The sequence below is a fragment of the Streptomyces sp. 891-h genome, from assembly GCF_022760275.1.
Lineage (GTDB): Bacteria > Actinomycetota > Actinomycetes > Streptomycetales > Streptomycetaceae > Streptomyces > Streptomyces spirodelae.
On sequence record NZ_CP050693.1, the window covers coordinates 1,089,913 to 1,109,259 of the forward strand.

At 71.5% G+C, this 19,347-nt stretch carries 12 protein-coding genes and 1 riboswitch; of the genes, 4 read left to right on the top strand and 8 right to left on the bottom strand.

From position 1 onward, the window contains the following. Nucleotides 1-28: 28 nt before the first annotated feature. From HC362_RS04925 to HC362_RS04935, 3 genes are read right to left on the bottom strand one after another with little or no spacing between them, the layout of a single operon-like run. Entirely contained in the window at nucleotides 29-901 is an 873-nt protein-coding gene (locus HC362_RS04925) for an ABC transporter permease (protein ID WP_243082571.1), read from the bottom strand. Continuing rightward, entirely contained in the window at nucleotides 898-1,857 is a 960-nt protein-coding gene (locus HC362_RS04930) for an ABC transporter permease (RefSeq protein WP_243088360.1), read from the bottom strand. Before HC362_RS04930 ends, HC362_RS04925 begins: the two co-directional genes overlap by 4 nt. Nucleotides 1,858-1,904: 47 nt before the next feature. Next, complete coding sequence (locus HC362_RS04935) at nucleotides 1,905-3,509, bottom strand: ABC transporter substrate-binding protein (protein ID WP_243082572.1); 1,605 nt, start codon at nucleotides 3,507-3,509, stop codon at nucleotides 1,905-1,907. 236 nt (nucleotides 3,510-3,745) lie between these two features. On the opposite strand from HC362_RS04935, the gene HC362_RS04940 reads away from it, so the two are divergent. Beyond that, nucleotides 3,746-4,567, top strand: a complete 822-nt coding sequence (locus HC362_RS04940; RefSeq protein WP_243082573.1) for an SAM-dependent methyltransferase — start codon at nucleotides 3,746-3,748, stop codon at nucleotides 4,565-4,567. Nucleotides 4,568-4,650: 83 nt separating this feature from the next. Beyond that, a complete protein-coding gene (locus tag HC362_RS04945; protein ID WP_243088361.1) occupies nucleotides 4,651-6,747 on the top strand; it encodes a GGDEF and EAL domain-containing protein in 2,097 nt (698 codons plus the stop codon). A 13-nt stretch (nucleotides 6,748-6,760) separates the two neighbouring features. On the opposite strand, the gene HC362_RS04950 is transcribed toward HC362_RS04945, so the two are convergent. The 4 genes from HC362_RS04950 to HC362_RS04965 form a co-directional block, all read right to left on the bottom strand. Continuing rightward, nucleotides 6,761-7,696: an alpha/beta hydrolase gene (locus HC362_RS04950; RefSeq protein ID WP_243082574.1), complete on the bottom strand. Its 936-nt coding sequence runs from the start codon at nucleotides 7,694-7,696 to the stop codon at nucleotides 6,761-6,763. A gap of 77 nt (nucleotides 7,697-7,773) precedes the next feature. Continuing rightward, a complete protein-coding gene (locus HC362_RS04955; RefSeq protein ID WP_243082575.1) occupies nucleotides 7,774-10,965 on the bottom strand; it encodes a glycoside hydrolase family 2 TIM barrel-domain containing protein in 3,192 nt (1,063 codons plus the stop codon). 33 nt (nucleotides 10,966-10,998) lie between these two features. Next, complete coding sequence (locus tag HC362_RS04960) at nucleotides 10,999-12,906, bottom strand: ATP-binding protein (RefSeq protein ID WP_243082576.1); 1,908 nt, start codon at nucleotides 12,904-12,906, stop codon at nucleotides 10,999-11,001. A 398-nt stretch (nucleotides 12,907-13,304) separates the two neighbouring features. Next, nucleotides 13,305-13,970, bottom strand: a complete 666-nt coding sequence (locus HC362_RS04965; RefSeq protein WP_243082578.1) for an alpha-ketoglutarate-dependent dioxygenase AlkB — start codon at nucleotides 13,968-13,970, stop codon at nucleotides 13,305-13,307. Nucleotides 13,971-14,104: 134 nt separating this feature from the next. On the opposite strand from HC362_RS04965, the gene HC362_RS04970 reads away from it, so the two are divergent. Beyond that, nucleotides 14,105-14,914, top strand: coding sequence for a tyrosine-protein phosphatase (locus tag HC362_RS04970; RefSeq protein WP_243082580.1), 810 nt, complete (start codon nucleotides 14,105-14,107; stop codon nucleotides 14,912-14,914). A gap of 73 nt (nucleotides 14,915-14,987) precedes the next feature. Further along, nucleotides 14,988-15,209: riboswitch (cobalamin riboswitch) on the top strand. Nucleotides 15,210-15,434: 225 nt separating this feature from the next. Continuing rightward, nucleotides 15,435-17,726, top strand: coding sequence for a 5-methyltetrahydropteroyltriglutamate--homocysteine S-methyltransferase (gene metE / locus HC362_RS04975; RefSeq protein ID WP_243088362.1), 2,292 nt, complete (start codon nucleotides 15,435-15,437; stop codon nucleotides 17,724-17,726). A 132-nt stretch (nucleotides 17,727-17,858) separates the two neighbouring features. Here metE and HC362_RS04980 read toward each other — a convergent pair whose 3' ends face one another. Further along, nucleotides 17,859-19,238, bottom strand: a complete 1,380-nt coding sequence (locus HC362_RS04980; RefSeq protein WP_243082598.1) for an aspartate aminotransferase family protein — start codon at nucleotides 19,236-19,238, stop codon at nucleotides 17,859-17,861. Nucleotides 19,239-19,347: the final 109 nt, after the last annotated feature.

Here is a 19,347-nt window from a genome sequence, read left to right on the forward strand (position 1 = left end):
AGTGGACGGACGGTGTCGCTCTCCCGGCTCACAGCATCAGCTCCGATCGGCGGCGCGGATTGATCCGTTCCCGCCACACGCCCGCCAGCGAGGCGATGGCGAGGGTGGGCACGATGAGGAACAGCCCGGGGAAGAGCGTGGGCCACCAGTCGCCGGCCAGCAGCGTGCCCCGCGCACTCTGGATCATGTTGCCGAGGCTGGCGCGGTGCGTGGGCAGGCCGAGCCCCAGGAAGGAGAGCGCTGACTCGTGCCAGATGGCGTGCGGCACCATCAGCACGGCCGCCAGCCCCGCCTGCGGCAGCACCCCGGGCAGCAGATGGCGTACGGCGACCCGCCACCGGGAGGCACCGCCGGAGACGGCGGCGTCGATGAAGTCCCTGGAGCGCAGGGACAGTACCTCGGCGCGCACGATCCGCGCCGTGGACAGCCAGTGCGTCAGCCCCACGGAGGCGACGACCGGCCAGACACCGGGACGGAACATGGCGACGATGAAGATGCCCAGCAGCAGGTGCGGCACCGAGGAGAAGACGTCCACCAGGCGCATCACCATGCGGTCCGCTCTGCCGCCCGCGGCACCCGCGGCAGCGCCGACAGCGGTACCGATGACGGTGGCGGTCAGCGCGGCCACCACGCCGACCAGCAGCGAGACGCGCATCCCGTAGACGCAGCGCAGCAGTACGTCACGGCCCACGTCGTCGGTGCCGAACGGGTGGGCGAGCGAGGGTGCCTGGAGCTTGTTCGCCATGTCGACGGCCTGCTCGTCCAGCGGGAAGAACAGCGGCACCAGGAGTACAGCGCCGAGCACGGCCACCACTACGGCGGCCGAGGCGCGCACGCGCAGCGCGCGTCCCGTACCGGCGCCGACCGCCGGACCGGCTCCGGCCTTGAGTTGGACGCTCACATCTCCTCCAGCGCCACGCGCGGATCGGCCAGCCCGTACAGCAGGTCGGAGAGCAGATTCCCGGCGAGCACCGCCACCGTGGCAAGGGCGGTGAGGGCCGCCAGCAGCGGGAAGTCCGTCGCTGTCGCCGCCTTGACGGTGGCGGAGGCGATACCGGGCCAGCTGAAGACCGTCTCCACCAGCAGTGCGCCTGTGATGAGTTCGGGTATCCGCGAGCCGACCAGCGTCAGCAGCGGCAGCAGCCCCGATCGCAGCGCATGCCGCAGCAGCACCGTGCGCTCCGCCAGGCCCCGGGCCCGTGCCCCGCGAACGGCGTCCTCCTCCAGCGCGTCCCCGACACCCTGGCGCACGTACAGCACGAACCACGGCAGCTGGGAGACACCCAGTACCAGTGCGGGCAGCGCGAGATGGCGCAGCAGCGCACCCGCGGTGACCAGGTCGCTGCCCGAGTCGGTGAGCCCGCCGGCCGGCAGCAGGTCGAACTGGACGGCGAACAGCCAGATGCCCAGCAGGCCGATCCAGAACGGGGGCGCCGCCTCCAGCGTGTAGGCGAGCGAGGTGACCGTCCGGTCGAGCACGCCGCCCCTGCGGCGTGCCGCGGCGACCCCGAGGGCCGTACCGGCCAGGACGGCGAAGGTGAAGCCCACCGCGCACAGCAGCACCGACCAGCCGAGCCGCTCGCCGATCACCTGGGAGACCGGCTGCCGCAGCGAGGTCGAGTCCCCCAGGTCGCCCGCCAGCGCGCTGGTCACCCAGTCCCACCAGCGCTGCGGGAACGGGCCGTCGACGTTCAGGTTGGCGCGCAGTTGGTCCAGTGTCTCCTGCGAGGCGTGGAGGCCGGCGGTGCCGGCGTACTGCTGCACGGGGTCGAACGGGGACGCTGCCGCTACGGCGAACACCCCGAATGTGACCGCCGCCAGCACGGGGACCGCGGCCATGAGCCGCCGCCCCACCATGCGCGCCACGGGGCTCCATCGCTTGTGGGCAACGACCCTGCCCGCCCTCATTCTTCCGGCTGCCAGTCCTGGAGGTCCCACCAGGGGCCGGCGCCGATGCCGTGGTCGTGGGGTTCGACCTGGGTGGTGAGGCCGCGCCACTTGTCGTCGATGACATAGACGTGGTCGATATGGGTGAGGAACGTATAGCCGGGGTTCTTCATCAGCGCGCGCTGCACCTTGTCGTACGCGCCCTTGCGCACCTGCGGGTCGCGGCTCCGACGAGCAACATCCAGTTGCTCGTCGACCGTCTTGTCGTGGTACTGGGCGAGGTTGTTCCAGCCGTCGCCGATCTGCGAGGAGTGCAGCGTCGGGTAGAGGTCGAAGTCGGGGTCGGCGGGGAAGCCGTTGCCCATCAGCATGGCGTCGTGGTCGAGCTCGGGCCGGACGACCTCGCGGCTGCCGGCCTGGACCTTGACGGCGATGCCGGCCTTCTTCGCGTCGGAGGCGTAGGCCAGCGCGTGGTCCTGGCGGAGCTTGTCGCCGGAGAAGTACCACAGGGTGAACGCCGCGCGCCTGCCGTTCTTGACGCGGATGCCGTCCTTGCCCGGCTTCCAGCCGGCTTCGTCGAGGATCTTCTTGGCGCGGCCCAGGTCGTGACGGCGCTCGGTGCCCTCGGCGAACCAGGGGCTGTCGGTGGGCAGCGGGCCGTAGGCGGGCTTTCCGGCGCCGTTGAGTACGGACTTGACCATGGCCTTGCGGTCGACGGCGAGGTCGAGCGCGCGGCGGACGGCCTTGTCCTTGGTGACGGGATTGCCGCTGGGCAGGGTCACCGCACGGTAGTCGGCGGTCTTGGCGGAGAAGGTGCGCTTGTCCGCGTTCTCGGGGCCCTTCTCGTACGCCTTGGCGAGGTTGGGCGGGAGGATGGCGCCGTCCAGGTCACCGGAGCGCAGCCTGGTGGCGCGTACGTCGTCGTCCTCGATGACGGCCACGGTGAAGCGCTCGACCTTGGGCTTGCCGCCCCAGTAGTGCGGGTTGGCCTTGAAGCTGAGCTTCTCGCCCTTGCGCCAGCTGGTGAGGATGTACGGGCCGGTGCCGACCGGCTCGGTGTTGTAGGAGCCGGTGTTCACATCCATCTTGGAGGCGACGGCCCGGGAGGCGATGGGCAGCACGGTGCGCTCGGCGAACGCGGCGTAGGGATACTTGAGCCGGAAGACGACGCGGTACTTGCCCTGGGCCCGCACGCTGTCGACGGCGTCCAGTTCGCTCTTGGAGGGGTTGTTGGTCTTCTTGTCGAGGATCGTCTCGTACGTGTAGACGACGTCCTTGGAGGTGAAGGGCTTGCCGTCGCTGAAGGTGACGCCCTTGCGAAGGTCGTAGGTGTAGGTGCGGCCGTCCTTGCTCACCTTCGGCAGCCGGGTGGCGAGTGCCGGTTTCAGATGCATCTTGGCGTCGTGGGTGAGCAGGCCGTCGAAGATCTTGGAGTTCCCCTCCTTGCCGTAGCCCAACAGGGGGCTGAGGGTCTCCGGTTCCTGTGCCACACCCACCGTGAGCGAGTCCTTGCCGTCGCCCGGACCGTCACCGTCGCCGGGCGCTGAGCACGCCGCGGCACCCGCGAGGACGACCATGGCGGCCGCCGTCACGGTGGCTGTCCGTACCGTCCGGGCAGTCATATGTGGCATCCTCCTTGTTCAACAACGATCGCTCTTGCAAGCGATTCGCAATTAGATCGATTAAATCATGGGTGCTCCGGTGTGCTATGCCCGGATACCTCCCGGGAGGGCTGTCAAGGCCCGGGCAAGATCCAGCCCCAGTAACGCTGTTTTCTTCCACGCGCCGCATCTCGGTCAGTAGCCTCATGGGCCCGACCGGAACTCCCCGGTGAATGAAGCGAGCTGGAGACCCCTCGATGGAACGTCCCGCCTGGGCCCCGCAGGGCATCGATCTCAACGTGCCGAGCGTGTCGCGGATGTACGACTACTACCTGGGCGGGTCGCACAACTTCGAGGTCGACAGGGAGACGGCACGGCAGGCGATCAGGGCGTGGCCCGGGCTGCCGAAGATCATGCAGGCCAATCGCGCCTTCATGCGCCGGGCGATCCGGTTCGCCGTCCAGGAGGGGATCACCCAGTTCCTCGACATCGGCTCGGGCATCCCCACCTTCGGCAACGTCCACGAGGTGGCCCACGCGCTGGACCGTGGCGCGCGGGTCGTCTACGTCGACAACGACCCGGTGGCCGTCGCGCACAGCCGCGCGGTGCTGGAGGGCGACGAGCGGGTGGCCATCGTCTCCGCTGACTTCCGCTCTCCGCAGGACATCCTGGGCAGTCCCGAGACCGAGAACCTGCTGGATCTGGACCGGCCGGTCGTGCTGATGCTGGTCGCACTGCTGCACTTCATCGAGGACCGCGACGAGCCCCGCAAATGCGTGGCGGAGCTGGCCCGTCGGCTGGCGCCCGGCAGTCTGCTGGTGCTCTCCCACGGCTCCGCCGAGGGCGGGCCGCCACGCGACGGTGGCGCCGCGCTGCAGGAGGTCTACAGAGCCGCGAGCGCCCCGCTCGTCATCCGGTCCGCGGCCGAAATCGCGCAGTTCTTCGAGGAGTTCGAGATGGTGGATCCGGGTCTGGTCGCGCTGCCGCGCTGGCGCCCCGACAGCACCACGGAGTACGAGGACCCCGTCGTCTTCAGCGGGTTCGCCGGAGTGGGCCGCAAGGCGGGACTCGCCGAGTGACCTCCAAGGACGAGTCCGAGGAAGACGAGAAGCATACGAGCCCGTCCCCGGACGGCGGCGGAGCGGCGGACGGCGAAGACGGACTGCGGCGCTTCGCACGGATCTGGAGCCGCGCGGTCTATCCCGCCACCCAGACCTCGCTCTCCCGTGCCGAGCTGGAGGACTTCCTCCACCCGCTGGCCGTCCGGCTGGGAGAGGCCCTGCAGGCCTTCCCGTTCAGCCCCGCACCCGGGCGTGAGGTCGGCGAGGCTCTGGTGAACGAGGCGCACTGCACCAGCCCCGAGGCGCTGCCGCACATCCTCGGCGTCATCGAGTCCTACCTCGTGCTGTACGCGGGCACCCCCGACAGCGTCGGCGTCGACGAGGCGCGCTCGCGCTGCGCCCGGCTCCAGCACGCCATCGCGGCGGGCTTCGCGCTCGCCGTGCGGGAGCGCACCCTGGCCGAGCAGGAGGCCCTCTCACGGGCCGCGCTGGCCGCGCAGACCGCCGTCGAGGAGGCCCTGCACGCCTCCGAGACCCGGTTCCGGGCCGTCTTCAAGGACGCCACCATCGGCATCGGCATCGCGGACATGAACGGCCGGCTGCGGGACGCCAACGGCGCCCTCGCCCGGATGTTCGGCCACTCCGAGGAGGAGATGCGCCGCCGCAACATCAACGACTGGGTGCACCCGGACGACGCCCCTGACGTGTGGCGGCTGCACCGCGAGCTGGCCGCGGGGCGCCGCGACCACTTCCGGGTGGAGAAGCCCTACCAGCGCCCCGACGGCACCGTGCTGTGGACCAATCTGACCGTCTCGCTGCTGCGGGACGCCGAGGGCGAACCCCGCTACCAGCTCGCCCTGATGGAGGACATCACCGAGCGCCGGCTGCTGCATCTGCGGCTGCGCTACGAGGCGACCCACGACGAGCTGACCGGGCTGCCCAACCGCACGCTGTTCGCCGAGCGGCTGGACCGCATCCTGACACCCGGCAACGGGGTGAGCCGGTTCGGGCTGTGCTATCTGGACATCGACGGCTTCAAGACGGTCAACGACAGCCTGGGGCACGCAGTCGGCGACCAACTCCTCGTCGCCGTCGGCGAGCGTCTCCAGTCCTGCACCACGGCCCCCGCCCACCTGGTGGCCCGGATCGGCGGCGACGAGTTCGCCGTGCTGATGTCCGACCCCCAGGGCACGGAAGAGGTCACCTGCCTGGCCCGGGCCCTGCTGGCGGCCCTGGCGACCCCGATCTCGCTGGACGGGCGCGAGCTGTCCGTCCGCGCCAGCATCGGCATCGTCGAGGGCGCGGCGGGCGAGCTGGAGCCCGCCGAGGTGCTGCGCAGCGCCGACATCACCATGTACCGGGCCAAGGACGCGGGCGGCAACCGCTACGAGCTGGCCGACCCGGACTCGGAGGCCCGGGCCATAGACCGGCACAGCCTCACCAACCGGCTGCCGGCCGCGCTGGAGCGGGACGAGTTCTTCCTGGAGTACCAGCCGCTGATCCGGATGAGCGACGGCCAGGTGGACGGCGCCGAGGCGCTGGTGCGCTGGCGGCATCCGGTACACGGGCGGCTCGGCCCCGACCGGTTCATCCCGCTGGCCGAACACACAGGACTGATCGTGCCGTTGGGCCGCTGGGTGCTGGAGCAGGCCGTCGCGCAGACGTGCACATGGGCGGGCGGGCAGCCGCTGCGCGTCAACGTCAACCTCTCCCCGCGGCAGCTGCACCACCCGGATCTGGTACCGGACACCATCGCGGTGCTGGAGGCCGCGGGGGTGGCGCCCTCGTCGCTGTGCCTCGAGGTCACCGAGAGCGCGCTGATCGGCGCGGACGAGGACGAGCTCAAGCCGCTGTGGCAGCTGGCCGAGATCGGCGTGGACATCGCACTGGACGACTTCGGCACCGGCTACTCCAACCTCGCCAACCTGCGCAAGCTGCCGGCCACCACGCTCAAACTGGACCGCTCCTTCACGCAGGGCCTGCAGCGGCATCCGGCCGACCCGGTGGATCTCACCTTCGTGGAGGGCATCGTCTCGCTCGCGCACGCGCTGGGTCTCGCCGTGACCGTCGAGGGGGTGGAGACCGAGAGCCAGGCCGACCAACTGCGCGATCTGGGCTGCGATACGGCGCAGGGCTGGTACTACGCGCGTCCGTCCTCACCCGGCGAGTTCGCGAGGGACTGGGCGACGGCGAGGTGAGGGCGGACCGACTCTAGGGACCCAGGTCCAAGTGGGTCTCGAACCACTCCACCAGGTCGGCCTCGACCTCGTCCCGGTTGGTCTCGTTGAGGATCTCGTGCCGTGCGCCCTCGTACGCGCGCCAGCTCAGATCGCGCGTACCCAGGTAGCGGAAGTCCTCCAGCAGCTCGTAGACGAGCGTCATGCCCTGGTTGCACGGGTCCTGGTCGCCGACAGCGATATGGACGGGCAGCTCGCGCGGGATGCGGGAGAACTGCTCCGGGTCGTTGATCTTGCGGGAGCCGAGCACCCAGTCCAGGGACAGACCGGCGCTGAACGGGAAACCGCACCTCTCGTCCTGTACGTAGGCATCGACCTCGGCCTCGTCGCGGGAGAGCCACTCGAAGCCGGTGCGGTGCTCGAACGGGTCGTTGAACGAGCTGAAGAGCACGGCGGTGAATTCGGACGGCGCGTCCCTGCCCCGCTGTGCGATCTCCCGCTCCAGCACCCGTACCGCGGCCTCGGTCTCGCAGCCGGGCAGCGAGCGGAACGTGCCCGAGAGCACCAGCCCGGAAAGGCCCTCGCCGTGCTCCTGGGCGTAGTCGCGGGCGAGCTGGGAGCCCATGCTGTGGCCGAGGAGGAAGAGCGGGGCGTCCGAGGGCATCCGGGCACGGGCCCGGTCGCCGACCTCCTTGAGGTCGGCGACCGTGGCCCGCCAGCCCTCGGCGCCCACCGCGCCCCGGCCGCCGGTGGCGGGCGCCGTCGCGCCGTGTCCCCGGTGGTCGGAGGCGACGACGGCGTAGCCGCCGGCGACGAGCCGGCGGGCGAACCTGTCGTAGCGCAGCGCGTGTTCGGCGGCACCGTGTGCGAGCTGCACCAGTGCGCGGACATCGCCCTCCGGCAGCCAGGTGTAGGTGGCCACCTGGGTCCCGTCCGCCACGGTCGTGAAGTCGTCCCGCCGTTCCGCCACGCTGGGTTCCTCTCCGCTCGCCGACTCGCCTGCCGCGTTGCTGCGGCACGGCAGCAGCGTCCGTTACCTCGGGCGGATCACCGCACCGCGCGCAGGCGGTAACCGTAGCGGTAGGTGTGGTCCGCGTGAAGGAGGTACTTCTCCAGCGGCGGCGCGCCCCACGAGTCGTTGCCGCCGACGCCCATCTGCCGGTGGTTGACGCCCAGTACCGTCTCCTTCCGGGGTTCGAGCTCGTAGGGGTGGCCTGGCCCGTCGAGGTCGGCGGGGGCGTAGTGCAGGGCGCTCAGCTCGAGATGGTCGCCGTCCTGTGTGGTGACGCGCAGTCCGCCGCCGTGCTTGGCGGTCAGCTCGCCCCAGCGCACCCCGGTGACGTTGCCGCACTCCTGCGGGCGTACGTACGGCGTGAACTGTTCCGACACGCTGGAGCGGTACCGGCCGACCGGGGCGCCGGTCGCCCGGTCCTGGTAGTTCTCGTGCGGTCCCCTGCCGTACCAGGTGAAGGAAGACAGGCCCGCGGGAAGGGTGAGCAGCGCTCCGACCACTGGCAGATCGGGCAGCCCCGCACCGGGTTCCAGGGTGTGTTCGACGCGCACCTCCCCGTCGCCGCGCACGGTGAAGACTGTGGTGTACGCGCTGGTCGCGGGGGAGGTCGGGAGGGTGCTGCGCACCTCGACGGTCACCACCGAGCGGCTCTCGCGGGCGACCTTCACCGCGTCGGTGGTGCGCTCGGCGCCTGCCTGCCTCCACGTCTTGGCCTTCTCGTGGAAGTTCCGGCCGCGGTCGTTGTCGGTGGGAGCGCGCCAGAAGTTGGGCACCGGGCCCTCGGTGAGCAGGGCCACGCCCTTGTGCCGGAAGTCGGTGAGGGTGCCGCGGCGCTTGTCGAGCGTGAGGGTGAAGTCCCGCCCGGTGACGGTGACCTCCGTGCCGGTCTCCTCGTACTCCACGGGTGGCAGCTCGCCCTCTCCCGGCTCCTTCGGGGCCGCCGTCTGCCAGGCGGTGAGCTGGAACTGTCCGCCCGCCACCTCGTGTCCGGCCTTCGCCCAGGAGGTGCCGTGTCGCAGTACGAGGGAGAGGTTGAGCCAGTACTCGGCGCCGGGCGCGGGCCTGGCAGGACGGTCCAGCGGCAGCCGTACGGTGCCGGTGTCACCGGGACCGGTGCGGGGCGGCCGTACGGTGCCGTGCTGTACGCGCTCACCGTCGCGGGTGACCTCCCAGCGCAGTTCGTAGGCGTCGAGTCCGGTGAAGAGCTGCTTGTTGGTGAGCTTCACCTCGCCCTCGGCCGCCTTGTCCCCCGAGAAGGCGATCCGCTGGTAGACGTGCTTGACCTCGTGCATGGCGGGGTTGGTCTCGCGGTCGGAGCGGACGACTCCGTTGCAGCAGAAGTTGCCGTCCGTGGGATAGCCCGCGACCCAGTCGCCGCCGTACGACAGATAGCTGCGCGAGGAGTCGCCGGGCACCGGCTTCTTGATCGTCTGGTCCACCCAGTCCCAGATGAAGCCGCCGTGCAGGTTCGGGTACTTCTCGAAGAGGTCCCAGTACTCCTGGAGGTTGCCGGTGCTGTTGCCCATGGAGTGCGCGTACTCGCACAGCATGAACGGCTTCTTGTCGCCCGACTTGCCGTACCTCTCGACCTCGTCGGGCTTGGCGTACATCCGGGACTCCACGTCGGCCACGGAGCTCATGCCCTCGTAGTGCACGGGACGGCTCGGGTCACGCTGGTGGAACCAGTCGGCCATCTTGCGGAAGTTGTCGCCGCTGCCCGCCTCGTTGCCGAGCGACCACAGCACCACACAGGGGTGGTTCTTGTCGCGCTCCAGCATGCTGCGCGCCCGGTCCAGGCAGGCCGCTGTCCACTCGGCGAGTGAGCCGGGGAGGGTGTCGCGGACCTCGTGGGTCTCCAGGTTGGTCTCGCCCACGACGTACAGCCCGTACTCGTCGCACAGCTCCAGCCAGCGGGGCGAGTTGGGGTAGTGCGAGGTGCGGACGGCGTTGATGTTGTGCTGCTTCATCAGCTTGATGTCGCGCAGCATCGTCTCCTCCGGCACGGCCTGCCCGTACACCGGGTCGGTCTCGTGCCGGTTGGTGCCCGCGAACAGCAGCGGCTTGCCGTTGATCTCCAGCTTGCCGGGGCCGAAGGTCAGCTTCCGGAAGCCGAACCGCACCCGGTGCACCTCGCTGCGGTCGCCGCCCGGATCCCGCACCGTCAGTACCAGGGTGTAGAGGCTGGGGCTCTCGGCCGACCACAGCTCCGGCCGGTGCACGGTGCCGGTCAGCTCCACGTCGGCGATGCCCCCGGCCGGGGGCTCCGCGCTGCCGGTCAGCGGGCCGGTGGGCACCCGGTGTCCGTCCGCGTCGTAGAGCGCTCCGGTGACGGTGTACTTCCCGGCCGTTCCGCCGGTGGTGTCCCGTATCCGGGTACGGACGGTGAGGTCGGCGGTGGTCAGCGCTTCGTCGAGCGCGGGGCGGACCTCGGCGTCGTGGAGGTGGACGCGCGGCACCGAGTACAGATACACGTCCCGGAAGATCCCGGACAGGTCGATCATGTCCTGGTCCTCCAGCCAACTGCCGTCCGACCAGCGGTAGACCTGTACGGCGAGGGTGTTGTCGCCGTTCTTCAGGTGCTCGCCGATGTCGAACTCGGCCGGGGTGTAGCTGTCCTCGCTGTAGCCGACCTGCTCGCCGTTCACCCACACGAAGAAGGCCGACTTCACCCCTTGGAAGGAGAGCAGGGTGCGCCTGCCGCGCCAGCCACGGGGCACGGTGAAGGTTCTGCGGTAGGAGCCGACGGGGTTGAACTCCTTGGGGATGGCCGGGGGTTCCGGCTTCTCGTACCCCGTCCAGGGATATTTGATGTTCAGGTAGATGGGCTCCCGGTAGCCGTGCATCTCCCAGTTGGAGGGTACGGGCAGCCGGTCCCAGTCGCCGTCGTCGTAGTCGGTGCGGTGGAACCCTTCGGGACGCTTGGCGGGGTTCTCCGACCAGTGGAAGCGCCAGTTCCCGTTCAGCGAGCGGTAGTAGGGGGATTCCTGGTACCGGCCCTTGAGCGCCGCCGCGCGGTCGCGGTACGGGATGAGGGCCGCGCGTGCCGGCTCGCGGTTGACCTGGAAGACGGTCGGGTCGGCGTCCCATTCGCGGCCGTCCGGTTCCGCGGCCGGTTTCCGCGCCCCGGCGGCGAAGGCCGCCTTCTGTTCACGGAAGGCGGCCCAACCCGCGAGAGCGCCACCGGTAGTTGCCAGAAAGCTCCGTCGTGCCCATGGCTTCGCATCCATGACTCCACAAGACACCACAGAGTCAAATGGATATCAACGCTTTCGCACAGCTCCCTTCAAGGCTGGTGCGGGGTGGGGCTCCGTCAAGCCGTCGTCCAGGCCCGGTTCATGGACCACCCGGTCCGTATGCCCTCGGGTGGGCAACGGCGGCCGCGCTGCTGCGGCCTCGCCGTTGGTCGCGGGCGTCCCGTTCGCGGGGGCTCCGTTGGCGGGCCTCCCGTTCGCGGGCGTCCCGTTCGCGGGCGCTCCGTTGGCGGGCGTCCCGTTCGCGGGCGCTCCGTTCACCTGGCCCCCGTTCACCTGGCCGTTCACGGGCGCGTGAGCCGGCCGGGGCACCGGTGCGGCAGGCGGCCCGAACGGCAGCGGTGCGACAGGTACTCGGCCCTTGCCCCGGGCCCTGGCACGCGGGCGGGGATCTGGGCCCGCGCCGGGGCCGGGAGCGTGGGAGCCGGGCGCCTGCTCGACCCCGGGGACACGGCTCTGCTCCACCCCGGGCGCATGGTTCTGCTCCACCTCGGGCAGATGGTTCTGCTCCACTCCAGGAGCAGGGCTCTGCTCCGCACCGGGTACAGGGTCCTGCTCGGCCCCCGGGACCGGCGGCCCGCCAGGCCCGGCAGCAGGCTCCCGGCCGTCCTGGGCGCCCTCCCCCGCGCCGTCGGGCGCCGGTGCGTCCGGTGTGGCACCCGCGCTCGGGACCGCACGCCCGTGGTCGGGCGCGGGCTCGGTGCTGTCGGCCGGCTCGGCGTCTGGGGCGGAGGCGGGTTCGGCCGGCGGGGCGGCGGAGTCGGCGTCAGGCGCTGCGTCCTGGCGGGGCCCGCCCAGCAGGCTCTGCGGCAGCACCGCCACGGCCTGCACTCCGCCGTAGATGTTGTTCCGCAGCTGGACGACGACGCCGTGCCGACGGGCGAGGGCGGCCACGACGTACAGGCCGATGCGGCCGTTCCGCAACAGTTCGGGCACGTTGGTCCTGCCCGGTTCGGCGAGCATCGCGTTGAGGCGGTTCTGTACGCCGAGGTCCATACCGCGCCCCCGGTCCTCGACCTCGACCGCCAGCCCGGCCGTGACGCGCTGGGTGCGCAGCAGCACCCGGGTTTCGGGCGCGGAGAACATGGTGGCGTTCTCGGCGAGTTCGGCCAGCAGATGGATGACGTCGGCGACCGCGTGTCCGCGCACGGCGCCCTCGACGGGAGGCACCAGCTGGACCCGGGTGTACTGCTCGACCTCCGCCACGGCGGAGCGCAGCACCTCGGAGAGGGGCACCGGGCGGGACCACCGGCGCTGGGCCGTGGCACCGCCGAGAACGGCGAGGTTCTCCACGTGGCGCCGGGTGCGGGTGGCGAGGTGGTCCACATGGAAGACGCCCTTGAGCAGATCGGGGTCCTCCACCTCGTTCTCCAGCTCGTCGATGAGCTCGATCTCCCGGTGCACCAGCGACTGCAGCCGACGGGCGAGGCTGACGACGACCTCGGCCCGCTCCTCGCTGCCGCCGCGTGCCCGGGCCGTCAGCCCGACGGCCTCCACCACGGCGGCCTCCGCGGCGCACTGGGCGTGCGCGGCCTGGTGGCCGAGCAGATCCAGCGCGTCGCCGACCGGCTCACCCTCGGGGGCGCGGGTGCGGGTGACGGGGTGTTCGCCGTGCCGCAGGGCCCACAGCATCGAGCGGAGTTCCGCCTGGCCGCGTTCCAGGGAGCGCCGCAGGGCCGCGCACCGTGCGGCGGTACCCCGCGCTTCGGCCGCCGCCAGCGTCCCGGCGGCGCCGAGCAGCCCGCACATCACCAGGGCCCCGGTGACCAGCGCTGCCCACTCGGAGCCCGTGAGCGGATCAGCGGCGTCCCGGCCCGACAGCAGGAGGCAGACGACGACCGCGCCGGTGAGCGCGACCAGTCCCGCGGGCAGCACGCTGAGCCGTACCAGGCGGCGGCGCACGGCGGCGTCCCCCACGCTTTCTAGGGCGCGGACCTGCGCCCGGGGCCTGCCGTGCCGCCGCCGTGCGGGGACGTTCCTCCCACCGGGTCCGGTCGGTTGGGCGGCCACAGGAACGGAAGTGGATGCTCCGCTTCCGTTCTGTGCCACAGAGGTCGGGAGTTCGGGCATGGATTCCTCGGGTGAGTTGAGGCGCTGAGAGATCGGGCGAGCAGCAGCGGCGGAGGGACAGAACAGGTGGACCTGGTGCATCGATGCCGCGGTCACGCTAGCCCGCGGCCCTCCCGCGACCTGCCCCGTACGGAGGATTCGCCAGGGTTCGCCAGCTCCCAACGAGTGAACCCCACCGGCTTCCGCTTGACAGGGCTCGTCCGCGCCGTCCGAGGGAGCGGTATCGCTCCGTACGCCCGATGCGCTCAGTACGCCCGCACGGTGACGTTCACCCGGCCCCGCAGCTCCAGCGCGGGCGGCGCCGTACCCGGCTCGGTGCGGGGTACGCCGTGGTAGGACAGCCGGGCCGGGCCGCCGAAGACGAAGGCGTCCCCGCTGCGCAGCTCCACGTCCTCCCACGGCCGCCCGCGCCCCTCGGTGTTGCCGAACCGGAAGACGCAGGTGTCCCCGAGGCTGAAGGAGACGACGGGAGCCGCCGAGCGCTCGTCGCTGTCCCGGTGCATGCCCATGCGCGCGCCGTCACCGTAGAAGTTCACCAGCGCGATGTCGTACGGCACGGCGCACGGGCCCGCGCCGTACACCGGCTCCCCGGTCACCTCGGCGGCGGCGTCCACGGCCGCCCGCGCCCACTCCCCCAGCCACCCGGGGAACGGCTTCACCGGCTCGCCGCCGCCGTCCACGACGGTCGGCGCGTAACCGTAGGGATACCAGTGCCGCCCCAGGCTGAGCTGCCGCACCGACATCCGGCCGCCGCCCGGCATCCGTACCGTCCGCAGGCCCGCGGGCGGCAGGGCCCATCGGCGGCACGCCGCCAGCAGCTCGCGCTGGGCCTCGGGCGGCAGCCGACTGGGCAGATGTACGGCTCCCGGAGCGATCTCCGAAGCGGGCCGCGGGAACAGCTCCTCGCTCACGGGGCCAGCGTACGGCGCCGGGCCGCCCAGCCCTCGGCGAGACCCCGGCCGGGCCGAACGTCGTACGAGTCACCGCACGAGGACTGATCGCCTCAGGCATCCATGCCTTATGGTCGAACGGACGGTCGTCGCAGATGCTGGGAGCGCACGTGAATGTGGAGTCCACCGGGACGGAGCTGACCGGGGTACGGAACTTCCGGGACGTCGGGGGCCTGCCGACGGTGGACGGGCGCCGGGTGCGGCGCGGGGTACTCTTCCGCAGCGGGCACCTGGCCCACGCGACGCCCGAGGACGCCGCCTTCCTCGGCGAGCTCGAACTGCACACGGTCTTCGACTTCCGCAACTCCGCCGACCAGGCGCTCGACGGCCCCGATGTCGAGCTGCCCGGGGTCCGCAACGTCAACCTTCCGCTGTCCGACCCGGCCGACGGTGCCGAGTTCTGGCGGCTGGTGCGCGACGGCGAACTCGACCAGCTCCGGGCGATCCTCGGCGACGGGCTCGGTGACCGGCGGATGACCGACTCCTACCGCGCCATGATCCTGGAGCGGACGGCCGAGCACAGCCGCATCCTGCACGCACTGGCCGAGGACAGCGTGCCCGCGCTGATGCACTGCGCGGCCGGCAAGGACCGGGCTGGGCTTGCGGTCGCCATCACGCTGCTGGCGCTCGGCGTGGAGCGGGCCGCCATCGAGGAGGACTACCTCCAGTCCAACCAGCCGCACCGGCGGTACAAGATCTACCGCAGCAACAAGTCCAAGGCCGGTATGGCGCCGGAGGTCCTGGAACTGCTCGCCCCTCTCTTCGAGGCGCGCGCCCGCTATCTGCACACCGCGTTCGAGACCATCGACGAGAGGTGGGGCGACGTGGACACCTACCTGACCGAGGGCCTCAAACTCTCCGAGGGAACCCGCATCAGGCTGCGCTCGCGCCTGCTGGAGCCCTGAAACCGGCCCAGCGGACGCCTCATCCCTCCGCCTCGACGCCCCGCTGAGCCCCGCTGAGCCCCGCCCCCGGGGTTATGCTGGCGGTGCAGCAGGTTCGCCCCGTCAGCCAGGCGGGAGGCGTCGTAAGAGGGAACCCGGTGCGAGTCCGGGACTGCCCCGCAGCGGTGAGTGGGAACGACCGCCGTCATACGCACTGGACCACAAGGTCCGGGAAGCGACGGCCAGTAGGTGCCCGCCGGGAGACCGGCAGGCGTGCCCGCGAGTCCGAAGACCTGCCCGCTGCCCGTGCGCGTCCACGCGTGCACGGTCCTCCCGGAGACCTCGAGGGCGGGTCGGAGAGCACAGCGCACCAGACGGCGGGACGCCGGCCACGCGTCCGCCTCCCCGGGCGCCGCCTCCCTTCGTGTCCTCGCTCCGTCCTTCCGGGACGCTGGAGACACTCGCGAAGGAGAGTTGCGTGACAGCGCCCAGAACGCACGAGGCAGCAGCCCGAGCGGCCACCACCCGCCCGCCCGCGCCGGTGAGCGCCACGGTGTACGGCTATCCCCGCCAGGGCCCGGACCGCGAACTGAAGAAGGCGATCGAGGGGTACTGGAAGGGCCGCGTCGACGCCGAGTCCCTGCACGCCACAGCGGCCCGGCTGCGGGCCGCCAACTGGCGGCAGCTGGCCGAGGCGGGCATCCACGAGGTCCCCACCGGCGACTTCTCGTACTACGACCACGTACTGGACACGACCGTGATGGTCGGTGCCCTCCCCCAGCGGCACCGCGCGGCCGCGGCCGCCGATCCGCTGGACGGGTACTTCGCCATGGCCCGCGGCACCCAGGACGCGGCGCCGCTGGAGATGACCAAGTGGTTCGACACCAACTACCACTATCTGGTGCCCGAACTCGGCCCCGGCACCGTCTTCGCGGCGGACTCGCGCAAGCAGACCGCCGAGCTGACGGAAGCCCTCGCACTGGGGCTCCCGGCGGCCCGGCCGGTGCTCGTCGGGCCCGTCACCTACCTGCTGCTGGCCAAGCCGGCGCCCGGCGTCGCCCCCGACTTCGAGCCGCTGTCGCTGCTGGAGAGGCTGCTGCCCGTCTACGCCGAGGTGCTGGCGGATCTGCGCGCCGCGGGCGCCCAGTGGGTGCAGCTGGACGAGCCGGCGCTGGCGCAGGACCGTACGCCCGCCGAGCTGAAGGCCGCGGCCGAGGCCTACCGGCTACTGGGCGGCGCCGCCGACCGCCCGCGGCTGCTGGTCGCCTCCTACTTCGACCGGCTCGCCGAGGCGCTGCCCGTACTGGCCAAGGCGCCGGTCGAGGGCCTGGCGCTCGACTTCACCGGGCCGGCCGCCGCCAACCTGGACGCGCTCGCCGCGGCCGGCGGGCTGCCGGGCAAGCGGCTGGTCGCGGGGGTGATCGACGGCCGCAATGTGTGGATCAACGACTACGAACGCTCCATGGCCACCCTCGCCACCCTGCTGGGCCTCGCCGACCGGGTGGATGTGGCGGCGTCCTGCTCGCTGCTGCACGTGCCGCTGGACGCGCGCGCCGAGCGCCATATCGACCCCCAGGTCGCACGCTGGCTGGCGTTCGCACGGCAGAAGGCGGCGGAGGCGGTCACGCTGGCCCGCGGCCTGTCCGAGGGAACCGCGGCGATCAGCGCCGAGCTGGCCGCCAACCGCGCCGACCTCGCCTCACGTACGGCCTCGCCGCTCACCCACGACAAGGCCGTACGGGCCCGTACGGCAGCCGTCACCGAGGCGGACACCCGCCGCGCGCTGCCGTACCCGCGGCGCACGGCGGCGCAGCGCACCCGGCTCGGCCTGCCGCCGCTGCCGACCACCACCATCGGCTCGTTCCCGCAGACGGCCGAGCTGCGTGCGGCCCGGGCCGGTCTCCGGGCCGGCCGGATCGACGAGACCGCCTACGAGCAGCGGATCGCGGCCGAGATCCGCGAGGTGATCGCCTTCCAGGAGCGCGCCGGGCTGGACGTACTGGTGCACGGCGAGCCCGAACGCAACGACATGGTGCAGCACTTCGCCGAACAGCTCACCGGGTACCTCGCCACCCGGCACGGCTGGGTGCAGTCGTACGGCACCCGCTATGTGCGCCCGCCGATCCTGGCGGGCGATGTCGCACGCCCGCGGCCGATGTCGGTGCGCTGGACGCAGTACGCGCAGACGCTGACCTCCCGCCCGGTCAAGGGCATGCTCACCGGCCCGGTGACCATGCTCGCCTGGTCGTTCGTACGGGACGACCAGCCGGTGTCCGAGACGGCGCGCCAGGTCGCCCTGGCGCTGCGCGACGAGGTGTGCGAACTGGAGGCCGCGGGCACCGCCGTCATCCAGGTCGACGAGCCGGCGCTGCGCGAGACGCTGCCGCTGCGCTCCGCCGACCGGCCCGGCTATCTGACGTGGGCCACCGCGGCGTTCCGGCTCACCACCGGCGGGGTGCGTCCGGACACCCAGATCCACACCCATATGTGCTACGCGGAGTTCGGCGACGTGATCGACGCCATCGCCGAGCTGGACGCGGACGTCATCTCCCTGGAGGCGGCTCGCTCGCATATGCAGGTGGCGGACGAGCTGGCCGCGCACGGCTATCCGCGCGAGGCGGGTCCCGGCGTGTACGACATCCACGCGCCGCGGGTTCCCGACACCGATGAGATGGCGGCCCTCCTGCGGAAGGGCCTCACGGCGATTCCCGCCGACCGGTTGTGGGTCAACCCTGATTGCGGCCTGAAGACCCGTGGCTGGGCGGAGGTCCGTGAGGCGCTGCGGAACATGGTGGCCGCCGCCCGCACGGTACGCCGGGAGTTGCCGCGTTAAGCACTGAGCGGTTGCCCCGGGAAGAGAGCCGCGCGGCTGGCCACGGGCTGCCCCGACCTGTACGTCGCAGGCTGAGGCACACGTCGTGGCTGGTCGCGCAGTTCCCCGCGCCCCTTACGGGCGCGCCCTCCCTCAGCGGTTGGCCACCGCCTGGCGGACCAGCGTGCGGCCGAAGTCCCACATCAGGCCACCGCTGTGGGCGTCATCCATGACCTGGGTGAAGGCGGTCACAAAGCGGTCGACCTCCTCCTCGCCGATCACCAGCGGAGGAATCAGCTTGATGACCTCCAGGTGATCACCGGACACCTGGGTGAGGATGCGATGCTTCTGCAGCAGCGGCACCACCACCATCTGCGCGAAAAGCCCTTTTCGCGCAGCCTGCAACATGGTCCACCGGCTGCGCAGCTTCAGCGATCTGGGCCTGCCGAACTCGATGCCGATCATCAGCCCCCGGCCGCGTACCTCGTGCAGCAGCTCGTAGCGGTCCACGAGCGCCGCGAGCCGGCCGCGCAGCAGATCGCCGGTATGGCGGGCGTTCTCGGTCAGGCGCTCGTCCTCCATGACGGCGAGGGTGGCCAGCCCCGCCGCCATGGCCTGCGCGTTGGAGCCGAAGCTGGCGGAGTGCACGAGCACCCGGTCCATCGAGGAGTAGACCTTCTTGAAGATCCACTCCTTGCCGAGCGTGGCGCCCACCGGCACATATCCGCCGGAGAGCGACTTGGCCACGCACACCAGGTCCGGATCGACGTCCTGCTCGTGCTGGTAGGCGAAGAAGTCACCGGTGCGGCCCAGCCCCGTCTGCACCTCGTCGACGATCAGCAGCGCCCCGTGCCGGTGCAGCAGCTCCCGCGCGGCACGCAGATAGCCGGGCGGGGCTGCGTGCACGCCCTTGCCCTGGATCGGTTCGACGACCAGCGCCGCCACATCCTTGCCGCGCAACTCCCGCTCCAGCGCGGCGAGGTCGCCCAGCGGTACGGGGGTGTCGGGCAGCAGGGGCGCGAAGCCGTCGCGGAAGCCGTCCTCGCCGTTGACGGAGAGCGAGCCGGCGGTCAGCCCGTGGAAGGCGTGCGCGCAGTACAGCACCCTGGGCCGGCCGGTGGCGTAGCGGGCGAACTTCAGCGCGGTCTCCACGGCTTCGGTGCCGCTGTTGCCGAAGAAGACCCGGTCGAGTCCCGGCGCGTGGGTCAGGAGTCTCTCCGCCAGCAGCCCGGGCAGCGGCTGGCAATCGAACCGGGTCAGGTCGGCGAGCTGCGCGTCGAGCACATCGTGCAGCGCCTGCCGGACGACCGGATGGTGGCGGCCCACGCCCATGACGCCGAATCCGGCCAGCATGTCGAGGTAGTCGTTGCCCTCGGCGTCGTAGAAGTAGGCGCCCTCGGCACGCTCGTAGACCTTGTCGAAGCCGATGGTGTGCAGCATGCGCGGCAGTTGGTGGTTGAGGTGGCGCATGTGCAGCTCGTAGCGCTCGCCGCTGCGTTCGGCCAGCAGCTTCGACAGATCGAAACCGGTCACGCCATGCTCCCCTCGCCGGTGCGGGGCGCGCCCAGGGCCGCGTCCCGCGGTGCGTCGAGGTCGCATGGTCGGTCGGTGGACTTCAGCAAGGACATGGTCGGCCCCCCTG

Bases quoted from the DNA above. Each gene is read 5' to 3' on its own strand.
- HC362_RS04930 (WP_243088360.1), bottom strand. From the start codon at position 1,857: ATGGTGGGGCGGCGGCTCATGGCCGCGGTCCCCGTGCTGGCGGCGGTC.
- HC362_RS04955 (WP_243082575.1), bottom strand. From the start codon at position 10,965: ATGGATGCGAAGCCATGGGCACGACGGAGCTTTCTGGCAACTACCGGT.
- HC362_RS04970 (WP_243082580.1), top strand. From the start codon at position 14,105: ATGCTGGGAGCGCACGTGAATGTGGAGTCCACCGGGACGGAGCTGACC.
- HC362_RS04935 (WP_243082572.1), bottom strand. From the start codon at position 3,509: ATGACTGCCCGGACGGTACGGACAGCCACCGTGACGGCGGCCGCCATG.
- HC362_RS04940 (WP_243082573.1), top strand. From the start codon at position 3,746: ATGGAACGTCCCGCCTGGGCCCCGCAGGGCATCGATCTCAACGTGCCG.